The sequence below is a fragment of the Streptomyces sp. NPDC044061 genome, assembly GCF_056434305.1.
Genome location: NZ_JBWKFL010000014.1, coordinates 249509 through 262706 on the forward strand (window position 1 = coordinate 249509; position 13198 = coordinate 262706).

The 13198-nt window shown below is 71.6% G+C and carries 10 protein-coding genes; 3 read left to right on the top strand and 7 right to left on the bottom strand.

From position 1 onward, the window contains the following. The first annotated feature begins 116 nt into the window (after positions 1–116). Positions 117–1052: a hypothetical protein gene (locus tag AC07CM_RS24205; RefSeq protein ID WP_478878530.1), complete on the top strand. Its 936-nt coding sequence runs from the start codon at positions 117–119 to the stop codon at positions 1050–1052. Between the two features lie 76 nt (positions 1053–1128). Here AC07CM_RS24205 and AC07CM_RS24210 read toward each other — a convergent pair whose 3' ends face one another. The 4 genes from AC07CM_RS24210 to AC07CM_RS24225 all read right to left on the bottom strand — a co-directional run bounded on the left by AC07CM_RS24210 (position 1129) and on the right by AC07CM_RS24225 (position 6958). Further along, the gene (locus AC07CM_RS24210; RefSeq protein WP_478878531.1) at positions 1129–2775 is read right to left on the bottom strand and encodes an LCP family protein; all 1647 of its coding nucleotides are present in this window, start codon (positions 2773–2775) and stop codon (positions 1129–1131) included. Between the two features lie 80 nt (positions 2776–2855). Continuing rightward, a complete protein-coding gene (locus tag AC07CM_RS24215) occupies positions 2856–4610 on the bottom strand; it encodes an LCP family protein (RefSeq protein ID WP_478878532.1) in 1755 nt (584 codons plus the stop codon). A gap of 229 nt (positions 4611–4839) precedes the next feature. Next, positions 4840–6009 carry an LCP family protein gene (locus AC07CM_RS24220; protein ID WP_478878533.1) on the bottom strand — a complete coding sequence of 390 codons (1170 nt, stop codon included), beginning with the start codon at positions 6007–6009 and terminating at the stop codon, positions 4840–4842. Between the two features lie 193 nt (positions 6010–6202). Then, positions 6203–6958 (bottom strand): TIGR03089 family protein, encoded by a 756-nt coding sequence (locus AC07CM_RS24225; protein WP_478878534.1) that lies wholly within the window; start codon positions 6956–6958, stop codon positions 6203–6205. A gap of 129 nt (positions 6959–7087) precedes the next feature. Here AC07CM_RS24225 and AC07CM_RS24230 point away from each other — a divergent pair, with 129 nt between their 5' ends. Further along, positions 7088–8329, top strand: coding sequence for a peptidoglycan recognition protein family protein (locus tag AC07CM_RS24230; protein ID WP_478878535.1), 1242 nt, complete (start codon positions 7088–7090; stop codon positions 8327–8329). Between the two features lie 212 nt (positions 8330–8541). Continuing rightward, positions 8542–9624 carry a mannose-1-phosphate guanylyltransferase gene (manB, locus tag AC07CM_RS24235; protein ID WP_478878536.1) on the top strand — a complete coding sequence of 361 codons (1083 nt, stop codon included), beginning with the start codon at positions 8542–8544 and terminating at the stop codon, positions 9622–9624. A gap of 183 nt (positions 9625–9807) precedes the next feature. Here manB and AC07CM_RS24240 read toward each other — a convergent pair whose 3' ends face one another. From AC07CM_RS24240 to cofD, 3 genes are all read right to left on the bottom strand, one after another. Continuing rightward, positions 9808–10818, bottom strand: a complete 1011-nt coding sequence (locus AC07CM_RS24240; RefSeq protein WP_478878537.1) for a DNA-3-methyladenine glycosylase family protein — start codon at positions 10816–10818, stop codon at positions 9808–9810. A 91-nt stretch (positions 10819–10909) separates the two neighbouring features. Continuing rightward, on the bottom strand, positions 10910–12217 hold the full coding sequence (locus tag AC07CM_RS24245; protein WP_478878538.1) for a coenzyme F420-0:L-glutamate ligase: 1308 nt from the start codon (positions 12215–12217) through the stop codon (positions 10910–10912). Then, positions 12214–13173 carry a 2-phospho-L-lactate transferase gene (cofD, locus tag AC07CM_RS24250; protein WP_478878539.1) on the bottom strand — a complete coding sequence of 320 codons (960 nt, stop codon included), beginning with the start codon at positions 13171–13173 and terminating at the stop codon, positions 12214–12216. The genes AC07CM_RS24245 and cofD overlap by 4 nt, the downstream gene beginning before the upstream one ends. Positions 13174–13198: the final 25 nt, after the last annotated feature.

Here is a 13198-nt window from a genome sequence, read left to right on the forward strand (position 1 = left end):
AAACAAAAACTCCTCTTCAAGTTTCCCCCACAACACCCGCTGCGACCGTTTCGAAAAACAGGGGAGGTGGGTTCGGGTGCCCACAACCGACCCCCACGTCACCGTGGAGGCTCCCGGTGCTCAACTCTCTTCCAGCGTCGTTGCGCGGTGCCGCCGTCGCGGCCCTCACCGGAGCGGCGCTGACGGCCTGCGGTGGCCCGTCCTCCCCGCCCGCCGACCACTCCGCCCCGACCCACGGCACCGCCCCGCGGCCCTCGGCCCGCGACGTGCCCGTGCTGTCCGGCGACTACAGCCGGAAACTGCCCATCGCCACCTACAGCCTGACGCCCGCGCAGAGCGAGCTGGTCCAGTCGGCGGAGCAGAAGCTCGAGCAGAAGTGCCTGGCGCGCTACGGGATCTCCTACTCCTTCGTCCGGCAGCCGGAAACGCACGGTGCGGACCGGCGCTACGGACTCTCCAGCCCCGAAGAGGCGGCGGCGCACGGGTATCACCTCCCGCCGAGCCCCGAAGCCTCGGACCCGCCGATCCCGCCGGGGATGCTGACGGTTCTCCGGGGAGAGAGCGGCAAGGGCAACAGCAGCACGCAGGTCACGTACCACGGCAAGGTCGTCCCGAAGGGCGGATGCCGGGCCGAGGCGTTCGAGCGCGTCGAAGGGAAATACGCCCGGCCGAACATCTCGGCCGTGGCCGCCGGGATCGCCGACGGCAGTTACGCCGAGTCGATGCGGCAACCGGCCGTCGCCGCCGCCTTCCGCAAATGGTCGAGCTGCATGGCGGCGAGCGGCGGCTATCGCTACGCCTCCCCCATGGATCCCCTCGACGTGCCGGCGTTCGCCGGGAAACGCCCAGGAGCACACGAGATACCCACCGCGGTGGCGGACGTGGCGTGCAAGCGCACGACGCGGCTGCTGCCCGTCTGGTTCGGCGTCGAAGCGCGTATCCAGGCCGCGCTGATCAACAAGCAGGCCGCGGCGCTGTCGGAGCTGCAGCGGATCCACCGCGCCCAGGTGGCTCAGGCGAAGACCGTCCTCGGCGGGGACTCCGTTCGATGAGACGTCGGCCTTCAGGACCCGTTCGTGGTCCTGAAGGCCGACGTCGTCGTTCGGGGTGGGAGCGGCCCTCGGCCGGTCACCACTGGTAGGGCTTGTACACGTCCATGCACTTGCTGGAGTCCGACCCGTTGATGGCGTCGGAGCCGTCGGGCAGGTCGCCGGCCTTCGGCTTGGACTGCTTCGGATAGCTCGTGCCGGTGCGCCAGTCCGCACCCACGACCACCGTGACCCCGGAGACGTCGGTCGACTGCTTCACCGAACTCAGCGGGATGCCCAGCGACTTGGCCACCGCCTGGGCGTCACCCTGCAGGTCCGCGCTCGGGTACTGCACGACCGTGCTCTCCTCGGACAGCGCCTGGGACAGGTCGGCGGACGCCCGCGTGTACCCCTTCTGAGCCAGCACCTGGCCGATGTCCTTCGCCCTGCCGCCGACCGCGATCTCCGTGGAGGTCTGCGTGGCGTTGCGGACCAGCACACCCAGCCGGCTCGGGTCCGTCGAGGGCGACTTGGCCGTCGTTCCCTTGTCCGCGACCTGCTTGGCGCCCGACTCCTTGCCGTTCTTGTCGAACGCCACGTCGTCGCGGAGCATCTGCCACATCTTGCCGGCGTTGGTCGTGTCCGGCACGACGTGCTCCCGGTTCTGCGGGTCCTCGACGTGCGGCATCGTCATCGACGTGATGCGGTTCGTCGGCACCGACTTCAGCTCCATGGCCAGGTCGTACAGCTTCTTGACCGTGCCGATCTCCTCGGAGACCTTCAGGGACTTGGTGGCCGCCTCGGCCAGGTCCATCAGCCGCCCGCTGTCGGTGAACACGTTCTGGTGCTTCAGCGTGCGGATCATCGAGTTCAGGTACATGTGCTGGGCGCGGGCCCGCATCAGGTCGCTGCCCCAGGCGTGCCGGGTGCGCAGCCACTGCAGGGCCTGCTCGTGGTAGATCTTGCGCGTCCCGGCCTTCATCTTCAGCCCGGAGCCGCCGCGCTGGGCGGGCGTCGAGTGGTCCCAGACGTTCTGCCGCACACAGACCTCGACGCCCCCGATGGCGTCCGCCATGCTCACCACACCCGAGAAGTCGATCGTCATCCAGTGGTCGATGTAGACCCCGGTGAGGTTCTCCCAGGTGGCCAGCGTGCAGCCGGCCCCGCCCCGGGTGAGGGTGGTGTTGATGATGTCGTTGGTCGCCGGATAGACCTTCTTGGTCTTCGGGTCCGTGCACTTGGGGATGTCGACGCGGGTGTCGCGCGGGATGCTCACCATGGCGGCGCTCTTGCGGTCCGCGGACAGGTGGATGAGCATCTGCACGTCGGCCAGCGGGGGGCTGCCGACGCTCTCCTTGTGCCCGCCGAGCTTCAGGTCCTCCGGCGTGTTACGGCTGTCGGAGCCGATCAGCAGGATGTTCATCGGCGTCTGCCCGGCCGCGTTCGCCGGCGTCTTGCGCACCTTGGAGTCGTCGCCGCTGCTGCGCTGACCCTTCTGGATGTTGGAGTTCAGGTGCTGGTAGTACAGGTAACCGGCGCCCGCCGTGCCGAGTATGACCACCGCGAGCACGGTCGCCGACCAGCGCAGGGCACGCCGTCTGCGCCGTGGCCCACCGGTTCCAGAACCGTTTTTGCGCCGCCCCCCACCGTGCCTGCCGGACCCCTCCGACGCTTCCCGGGCCTGCGGTGCGAGCGACATCGTGTCGTCAACCGCAGGATCCTGCCCCCGCACATCGCTCTGCGCCATCTCCTGCACTCCCCACCCTTGCGCCACACAGCGGGCCCGTCCCGCGTCCAGTTAGACGCACGACGGGCCCGATGGGTTACCTACGACGCGCACTTCACCTTGTCTGCCGTGGACTTGTCGACGTCCGGCGCCTTTGCCGGAGCGGTGAGGGAGACCCCCGCACCCTTGAAGTCCTTACCCAGGGTCAGCGTCATCTCCGGTAGTCCCTGGGCGTTGGTCACGCTCTTGCCGGGCTTGAGCGCGGAGCCGGGCAGGCCCATGAGATGGGCCAACTCCCGTGCCTGCGCCGCCTGGTCGGGCGCGTACTCGAGCGTGGTCCTGCTGAGCGCCGCCGGCGCGTTGCCCGCGTTCTCCGACTTGAGTACGCCCTTGTCGTTCTGCAGCCACTGGAGCGTGTCCTGCGCGCTGCCGTCCTGGGCACCGCCGTTGAAGACCCGCACCCGCACCTCGGAGGGCGCGGACCTGCTGCCCTTGAGCCGCGCGGCGGCCGCGTCCTTGGCCGCTTTCTTCTTCTTCTTCACCTCGGTGAAGGAGACGTCGTTGTTGATCGCGTCGAAGACCTGCGGGCCCGCGGCCTGGTTGACGATCACCGTCTTGTGGACGCGACCGTCGGCGGGGTTGTCGAGCACGGGGACCGTCACGAAGGAGATGTTCTTCGGCGGCACCTTCTTCAGCTCCAGCGCTATGTCCTTGAGCGTCTTCACGGAGCCGATGCCCTTGTCCACGGTCAGCGCCTTGGTGGCGGCCTCCGCCAGCTCGTACAGCTTGGTCGGGCTGGTCAGGGTGTCGTTGGAGGACATCTTGCGCATCAGGGAGGCCATGAACTGCTGCTGCACCTTGATGCGGTCCAGGTCGCCCTGGTTGCCCCAGCTGTGCCGGGTGCGGACGAACGCCAGCGCCTGCTCGCCCTCGACCTTGGAAGGGCCGGCGGGCAGATGCAGGTGCGAGTCCTTGTCGTTCACCGCGTGCGCGAGGCACACATCGACGCCGTCGACCGCGGTCGTCAGTGTCTTCACCGCGTTGAAGTCGACCATCACGAAGTGGTCGGGGGTGATGCCGGTGACCGCCTTGACCGTCCGCATGGTGCAGCCCGGGTCGCGGCCCTCCTGGCCGAGACTCTCGTTGAAGCGCACCTGCTCGGACCCGGCGATGACCTTCTTGGAGCCGTCGGGCTGGACCGTCTCGCAGTCGGGCACGTTCACGACCAGGTCTCGCGGAATGCTCAACGCGGTCGCGTTCGTACGGTCCTTGGAGACGTGCAGCAGGATGTTGGTGTCGGCGTGACCGACGCTGTTGGCGTCGCCGTAGCCCGAGTTGCCCTTACCGGTGCGCCTGTCGGTGCCGATGATCAGGATGTTGAAGGCGTCGTCCTTGCTGAAGCCGTTCTTGGCCGCACTGCCGACGTCCGTCGTGGTGACGTTGCCCTCGAGGTGCTTGAGGTAGAGGTAGCCGGCCGTGCCGACGGCCACCAGCACGAACGCCGTGCCGCCGGCGGTCCACGCCAGCACCTTCTTGACCTTCGACTTCTTCTTCACCGGCCGGCGGTTGCGGCGCCCCTGCGGGGCCTCGGGCTCGGGCTCCGCGCCGCGACGGCGGCGCGGCGGCGGTACCTCCGCTCCGCGCGTCTGACGCATCTCCCGCGTCCCGCCCGCCGCGCCGCCGCGGCCGCGTGCCGCGCCACCGGTGTCACGGGGGTTCGGTCTGCGGGGTCCGGGTACCGGCGACTGCGGTGCGGAAGGGCTCAGTCGCAGTTCGTATTCGCCGGTGTTCGGATTGAGTACCCATTGGTCTGCGGGATCGATGTTGTCCGCCCGCCCACGGCCTTGCGCGTCCACGGTTGTCCGAATCCTCCGTCGGGGCCACGCGGCGCCTTCCCCCAAGGCGCTCGGGTCTCGGTGAATCAGTGCACGACCCCAGGTCTGACCTCGTGGCCGGGTGCACCGGATCGCTCACACTATCGGCCCAGTTCACCGTCAAGCGACGCCGGTGACAAATTCCACCTCCCTACAACTGGGCAATCCCTCTCATATTCCTGAACAGAAGTTCGTCGTCTTGGCGAGCGCATTACTCACAGGCGTGCTCGGCGGCGGTGTTTCCACGGAAGGTCGGGGTCGGAGAGGGCTCGCGCGAGGACCCGTTGGCGGGACTTTCCGGCGGGGCGTCCTTCGCCACCACGACCGGCCGGTCCGCCCGCAACCGTGCGAACAGTTTCTCGGCCTCGGGCTCCACGAGTTGGTCACGATTGGAGTCGTAGACGTAGGACTCCCGCGGCACCGTCAGGAACTGCACGTGTTCCGTGGGGATGTCCCGCACCCCGCGCACCAACTGGTACAAACCGCGCAGACTCGCCAGTTCCGGATCGGTGGTGAGCGAGGAGGTCGCCGCGTCCAGCACCGGATAGAGCTTCCCCGGGTTCAGCAGGACGTCGTTGCTCTGCACCTTGTTGACGAGCGCGCCGAGGAACCGCTGCTGCCGCTCCATCCGCTCGGTGTCGCTGCCGTCGCCGAGCGACTTGCGGGCCCGCACGTACCCGAGTGCCTGCTCCCCGTCGAGCATCACCCTGCCCGCCGGCAGCCTCAGCTTGGCGGCCTTGTCGTCGATGGGCTCCTTCAGGCACACCTGCACCCCGTCGACCGCGTCGACCATTTCCTTGAACCCGCTGAAGTCGACCACCATGTGATGGTCGATCCGGATGTCCGTCAGCTTCTCGACGGTCCGGATGGTGCAGGCCGAACCGCCCAGCTGGAAGGCGTGGTTGAACATCGCGAACACCGGCTCGCTGCGGCTGCCGTCCTGCTGCCGGCAGGAGGGGATGTCCACCATCAGGTCCCGGGGCAGCGAGACGGCGGTGGCGCTGCGCCGGTCGGCGGCCAGATGCAGCAGGATCGTGGTGTCGGACCGCTCGCTGCCGAGGTCCCGCCCGTACTCCGAGTTCCCCTCCCCGGCCCGGGTGTCCGACCCGATCAGCAGGATGTTCTGCGCGCCCCGCACCAGCGCGGTGGGCCGCTCCCGCTCGTAGCGGGCGAGTTCGGCGGCGGCCGCCTCGTCGGGCGTGATGTTGGCGCTGAGCTTCGCGTACAGGGCCCAGCCGGTCCCGGCGGCCGCCACGACGAGCAGTCCCACCGCCAGCGTCGACCCCCGCAGCCAGCGCCGCCGACGCCGCCGTGCGAGCCCGTCGCCGGTGGCGGAGGACCCGGGACCGGGACCGAGGGGGCTGCCTGCGGTGTCGGTCACGGTTGGGCCATCCCCTCGTGGCGTACGAGCGTCACGTCCTGCTCCTACGACGATGGCGGGGCAGGGGCGGGGGAGGCGCTCTGGGCTACTCCACACGGGTGACGGCGGCCGGGCCGAGAAGGGCGCGGGGGAGTGCCGGCGCGCGGCTGCGCCACCGGCACCCGAAAGCCCCGCCGTACGGCCGTCGGGCCCCTCAGCGGCGCGAGGCGGTCACGCGCTCGCTCTCGATCCGCTTGGCGAGACTCTCCTCGTCCAGCCGGTCCGGATTCCGGCACAGCACCACGGACCCCCCGACGGCCAGCGGCGCGTACAGCCCCGCGCTCAGCCCTTCCCAGGTGTCGTACGGCAGCCCCGACAGCAGCCTCGATCCGGGCCCCGTCAGATCCAGCGCGGGCGCGTCGGCCAGGGCGCGCTCCACGACCTCGGCCCCACTGAACTCGGCCCCCGCGACGATCAGCGCAGGCTCCTCCGGATCCACCGGAGCGAACGGCGCGAACCGGTCGCCCTGGCTCGGCACTTCCACGGCGTAGTCGGCGAACCCGTCCGGCGGCTGCGGGAAGCGCCCGCCGAGCGGCCGCAGCGCGAGGGCGATCCGCTCCCCGCGGCACGCCCGCGCCGCCTCCAGGGAGTCCGGCCCGCTGACGACGACGTCGGCGGACGCCGGGTCCCCGGCCACGTCCGCCACCGCCCCCACCGACGCGCACGCGAGCAGCCACACGGCCGTCTGCCAGTGCGCGGGCAGCAGCAGCGCGATCCGGTCGCCGGGGCCGGCGGACAGCTCGCCCTGAAGGAGGTTCGCGGTCTTGGCCACCCAGTTGGCGAAGGTGGCCACGGACAGTTCGACGCGTTCGCCCGTGGCGTCGTCGTAGAAGGTCACCAGGGGGCGGCCGGGATCCGCGGCGAGCGCGGAACGCAGCAGGTCGGCAGGGGTGCGATCGGTGGCATTCACCCGCGCAAGAGTACGCCGGGACGGGCGGGCGCACCCGGTGGTGGCGCCACCGGTTCGGCGGAACGGGTCCCGACGGCCCGTCAGTTCCTGGATGGACAGAGTTGTATGACTATGTCCAGGATCATGGGCATGCGTGGATTCCTCACTTCTTCCATCGGCGCCGGCTCGATCGGCGTCACGTGCGCGGCCGCCCTCGCCCTCTCGCCGGTCCCGCCCGCGACGGCCTCCACGGTGAGGGAGGCCGGGACCCCGGTCGCGGGCAGCACCCAGTCGCTGCCCCTGGCGCCCCTCTCCCACGATCGGGTCCCCGGCGCGGCTCCGGAGCAGGGCCTGTACCGCACCGGTGTGCGGCACTTCGCGCTGGTCGGCGTGGTCTGGAACGACCCGGACACCGAGCTGCACGGCCGGGTCCAGGTCCGCACCCGGTCCGTCGCGTCCGGCGCGTGGTCCGGCTGGCAGGACGTCGAGACGCACAACGAGGAGCACGGTGCGGACCCGGGCACGGCGGAGCGCTCCTCGGGCCGGGTGCGCGGCGCCACGGCGCCCCTGTGGGTGGGTGACTCCGACGGGGTGGACGTACGGGTCCGGGCGAATGCCGAAGCGGGCCCGGCCGGGAGCCGTACCGGCGGCCTGCGTTCCCCCCTGCCGTCAGGGCTGCGCCTGGAACTCGTGGACCCCGGGAAACAGGCACCGCGCCAGGGCCCGTCGGCCGACGCGCCCCGCTCCGGCACCAGAGCCGAAGGAGGAGCGTCGCGCGCCAAGCCCTACGTCGGACCGCGTCCGCGGATCGTGACGCGTAGCGGCTGGGGCGCGGACGAGTCACTGCGGGCGCCCGGATTCGTCTACACGAAGAAGGTCAAGGTGGCCTTCGTGCACCACACGGCCACGGGCAACGCATACACCTGCTCCCAGGCCCCCTCCGTCATCCGAGGTATCTACCGCTACCACGTCAAGAGCATGGGCTGGCGGGACATCGGCTACAACTTCCTCGTCGACAAGTGCGGAACCATCTACGAGGGCCGGGCCGGGGGAGTGGCGAAGGCGGTCATGGGCGCCCACACCCTCGGGTTCAACAGCAACAGCATGGGCATCGCGGTGATCGGCAGTTTCGCCTCGGCCAAGCCGTCCGGCGCCGCGGTGACGGCCATCGCCCGGCTCACCGCGTGGAAGCTCGGCCTGTTCGGCGCCAATCCGCGCGGTAAGACATATCTGACGTCGGCGGGTGGCAATCTCTACCCAAAGGGGAAGAACGTACGACTGAACGTGATCTCCGGCCATCGGGACGGGTTCGCCACCGAGTGTCCGGGCAAGCGGCTCTACGCCAAGCTCGGTACGGCCCGTTCCAGCGCGGCGCGGTACCAGGGACGTTGAGACTCCGGGCGCGCCCGGGCGGGGGACGCGCGTTCACCGCCGTCGGGGGGCGGGTGGGGGAGGCCCGGGGGACGGCGGGGCAGTTGGGGGAAACCGGACGCCGATCTCGCGGGACACCGCGCGGCCATCGAGGGCACCGTCGCACGGTCTGCATACACTGGCCGGCCGAAACGAGTAGTTCGGCCGGTCCCGGCAGGAAGCAGAGACGACAGGTGACAGAAGCGATCCTCCTGGTCGGCGGCAGAGGCACCCGGCTCCGTCCGCTCACGGTGCACACACCGAAGCCCATGGTCCCGGCGGCCGGCGTGCCGTTCCTCACGCATCAGCTGGCGAGAGCCAGAGCGGCCGGTGTCGAGCACATCGTCCTCGCGACGAGCTACCTCGCCGAGGTCTTCGAGCCCTATTTCGGCGACGGTGCCTCCCTCGGCCTGCACATCGAGTACGTCACCGAGGAGGAACCCCTCGGCACGGGCGGCGCCATCCGCAACGTGGCCTCGCGCCTGCACTCCGGCCCCGACGACCCGGTACTGATCTTCAACGGCGACATCCTGACAGGCCTGGACATCAGGGCCCTGGTGGACACGCACGAGTCGACGGGCGCGGACGTCTCCCTGCACCTGACCAAGGTGTCGGACCCGCGCGCGTACGGCCTCGTCCCCACCGACGAGACGGGCCGGGTCCTCGCCTTCCTGGAGAAGCCGCAGACACCCGAGGAGATCGTCACCGACCAGATCAACGCGGGGGCCTACGTCTTCCGCCGCTCCGTCATCGACACGATTCCGCCGGGCCGCCCGGTGTCGGTGGAGCGTGAGACCTTCCCGGGCCTGCTGTCGGCCGGGGCCCACCTCCAGGGCATGGTCGACTCGACGTACTGGCTGGACCTGGGCACCCCCGCGGCCTTCGTCCGCGGTTCGGCGGACCTGGTCCTGGGCCGGGCCCCGTCCCCCGCCGTACCCGGCCGCTGCGGCGACTCCCTGATCCTGCCCACGGCCACGGTCGCCCCGCAGGCGAAGCTGACCGGTGGCACGGTGGTCGGCGAGGGCGCGTTCGTCGCGGACGGCGCGCGGGTCTTCGGCTCGACGATCCTGCCCGGCGCCGTCATCGAACCCGGCGCCGTCATCACGGACTCCCTCATCGGCACCCGGGCCCGCGTGGGCGAACGCTCCGTCCTCACCGGCACGGTCATCGGCGACGGCGCTGTGGTCGGTCCCGACAACGAGCTGCGCGAAGGCGTACGGGTGTGGTGCGACGCCCGCATCCCGGCGGGCGCGGTGCGGTTCTCTTCCGACCAGTAGCGGTACGAGGAGGCCGTGGGCGCCGCCTCTGGGTGCAGCGCCCCCGGTCCCCATCCAAGACGCCTGGTCGAGAGCCTTCTGTGGCTGTGTGGTGGCTGGTCGCGCAGTTCTCCGTGCCCCTGGGCCGGCATGGCTGCGGCCCCTGCGCAGCTGCGGGCGGCCCCCGCCGCCGCGCAGGGCGCCTCAGAGCAACCCGATGTCCACCCGGGGCATCTTCGGCGCCCTCCGCGCCGGCGTGTTCCCGCTCAGCAGGATCAACCGAGCCGCCCGGTGCCGCTGCCCCGCGTACGGCTCCAGCAGGCGCAGCATCTCCGCGTCGTCGGCATGCCGATCCCCGGCCAGCGCCCACCCGACGATCCCCGGCAGGTGCAGGTCCCCGACCGTCACCTCGTCCGCCGCGCCGTGACTGCGCTGCACGACCTCCGCCGACGTCCACGGCCCGATCCCCGGTACGACCTCCAACCGCGCCCGAGCCTCCGCCGCCGGCATCCCCACCGCCTGCTCCAGCCGCGCGGCGACGCGCACGGCCCGCAGGATCGTGGACGCCCGCTTGTCGTCGACCCCGGCCCGATGCCACTCCCAGGACGGAATCAGCGCCCAGGTCCGAGGCGCGGGCATCACCCACATCGGCCGCTCGCCCACCCCCGCGGGCCCCGGCGCCGGCTCCCCGAACCTGCGTACCAGCAACCGCCACGCCCGATAGGCCTCGTCGGTCGTGACCTTCTGCTCCAGCACCGACGGGATCAACGACTCCAGCACCAGCCCGGTCCGCGTCAGCCGCAGCCCCGGCCGCCGGTGCCGGGCCAGCGCCACCACCCGGTGCCGGGGCACGAACGCGTCCGGATCGTCGGCGGCACCGAGCAGCTCGGGCAACCGCTCCAGCAGCCACTCGGCACCCGGCCCCCACGCCTCCCCGCGCACCTCGCCGCCGCAGCCGTACACCCGCAGCGTCCCGGGCCCGGCGGGCGTCCGGGCGGCGCGCCACACGGACCCGTCCCGGGTCGCCCGGAACGTCGGATCGGCGGGCCCGCGCCGCAGCGGACCCAGCACCAGGCCGAGGTCGAGCGGCCCCTCGGGCACCCACCGCCGGACCCGGGCCGGCGCCGAGGCCTGCCTCGGCACCCCGGCGGGCACGGCGACCTCCCCACCGCGCACGGTCGTACGCGTGGGCCGCGGAGCGAAGCGTCCTGCCACGGATGAGGTCCTAGGGGTGCCGGTGCTGCGAGGGCTGCTGCTGTCCTGACCAGACCGAGACTAGATGAGAGCCGACGGTCGTACGGGACACTCACCGCACCTCGATGAACGCCCCCGCGTCCCGCTCCGGCCGCGGCCTCGGCTCCTCCACCGGATGCCCGACCGCCACCGCACCCATCGGGTCCCAGTCGGCGGGCAGGCCCAGCACCTCGCGCACCACGTCCCGGCAGAACATCGTCGAGGACACCCAGGCCGAACCCAGCCGCTCCCCGGCCAGCGCGACCAGGAGGTTCTGCACGCCCGCGCCCGTCGCGACCACGAACATCTCCCGCTCGGCGCCGTCCCGCCGCGCGTCCCCGTAGGTGTGCGAGCCGTCCATGACGAGGCACGGCACCACCAGATACGGCGCGTTGCGCAGCACGTCCCCGCGCCGGACCCGCTTGGCGACGGACTCCTCGCTCTTGCCGTCCCGGCGCAGGTCCGCGATCCAGGCCTCCCGCATCGCGTCGAGCAGCCGTACCCGCGACTCCGCCGACTCCAGCAGCACGAACCGCCAGGGCGTGGTGTGGTGCGGGGCGGGCGCGGTCACCGCGGCGGCCACCGCACGCCGGACCGCCCCCGGGTCCACGGGTTCGTCGGTGAAGGCCCGTACGGTACGGCGCTGCGTCACGGCCTCCCGCACCGCCTCGGACGTGCCGAGCCGGAACATGTCGTCCCGCGCGGTCCGCACCAGCGCCCGCGCCCCCTCGCCGTGGTCGTCGGCCACGGCGTGCGCCAGCCCGCGCACCACGGCGACCGGCCGTCCCGCGGCCTTGCCCTTGACCAGGTCACCGGCGGCGGCCAGCTCGTCCGCGGTGGCGACGACGGTGGCACTGAGCGGATTGCCGTACGCGTCCGTGCCCCCGCGCAGATCGTCCAGCACGCGCACCCCGGCGGCGCCGATCGCCACGTCCGTGAGCCCCGAGCGCCAGGGACGCCCGAAGGTGTCCGTGACGACGACACCGATGTTGACGCCGAGAGTGTCGCGCAGTCCGTCGCGGATCGCGCGGGCGGACCCGTCCGGGTCCTCGGGCAGCAACAGCACGGTCCCGGAGGGGGTGTTGGAGGCGTCGACCCCGGCGGCGGCCATGACCAGGCCCTGCCGGTTCTCGACGATGCGCAGCGTGCCGCGCCGGGCCACCACCCGCACGGTCTCGGCGTCGATCGCGGCCTCCCGGTCGGCCGCCCGGACGATCCGGCCCTCGGCCTTGGACACGATCTTGGAGGTGACGAGCAGCACATCCCCGTCGGCCAGGCCCGGTTCGGCCGCGGCGATCAGCTTGGCCAGGTCGTCGCCCGGCTGCACCTCGGGCATGCCGGACGGGGCCCAGACCCTGAACTCGGGGCGCTCCTCGCTCATGCCCCCCGCACCTCCTCGGCCAGCGCCAGCGCCTCGCGCGCCATCTGCGCGGCCGCGTCCAGGTCGGTCATCATCAGGGGCACGGCCCGGCAGCGGATCCCGTCCGCCTCGACCCGCTCGACCACGCCCGCGTCGACGGTGTCGACCAGCCAGCCGTCCAGCAGCCCGGAGCCGTAGTGCTCGGCCACCGCCGCCGCCGTGGACTCCACGCCGACCGCCGCGAGCACCTTGTCCGCCATCCCGCGCACGGGCGCGTCCCCGACGATGGGGGACAGGCCCACCACCGGCACGCCCGCCTCCGCGATCGCCTCCCGGACGCCGGGCACGGCGAGGATCGTGCCGATGGACACGATCGGGTTCGACGGCGGGAAGAGGATGACGTCCGCCCCGGCGATGGCCTCCAGGACTCCCGGAGCCGGCTTCGCCTGCTCGGCACCTACCGGCACGACCGCCTCGGCCGGGACCGAGGCGCGCAGCCGCACCCAGTACTCCTGGAAGTGGATCGCCTTGCTCTCGCCGTCGATCCGCACGGCCACGTGCGTCTCCACGCGGTCGTCGGTCATCGGGATCAGCTTCACGCCCGGCTTCCAGCGGTCGCACAGCGCCGCGGTGACCGCGCTCAGCGGATAGCCGGCGCCGAGCATCTGCGTCCGCACGATGTGCGTGGCGAAGTCCCGGTCGCCGAGTCCGAACCACTCGGGACCGACGCCGTAGGCCGCCAGCTCCTCCTTGAGGTGGAAGGTCTCCTCGGCCCGTCCCCAGCCCTGCTCCTCGTTGATGCCGCCGCCGAGCGTGTACATCACCGTGTCGAGGTCCGGGCAGACCTTCAGCCCGAAGAGGTGGATGTCGTCGCCGGTGTTGCCGATCACCGTGACGTCCGCTTCCGGCACGGCCCGCTTCAGACCGCGCAGGAAACGGGCACCGCCGATGCCGCCTGCCAGAACCACAATGCGCATGCGCCAAGTCTTGCAGGCGGGTACG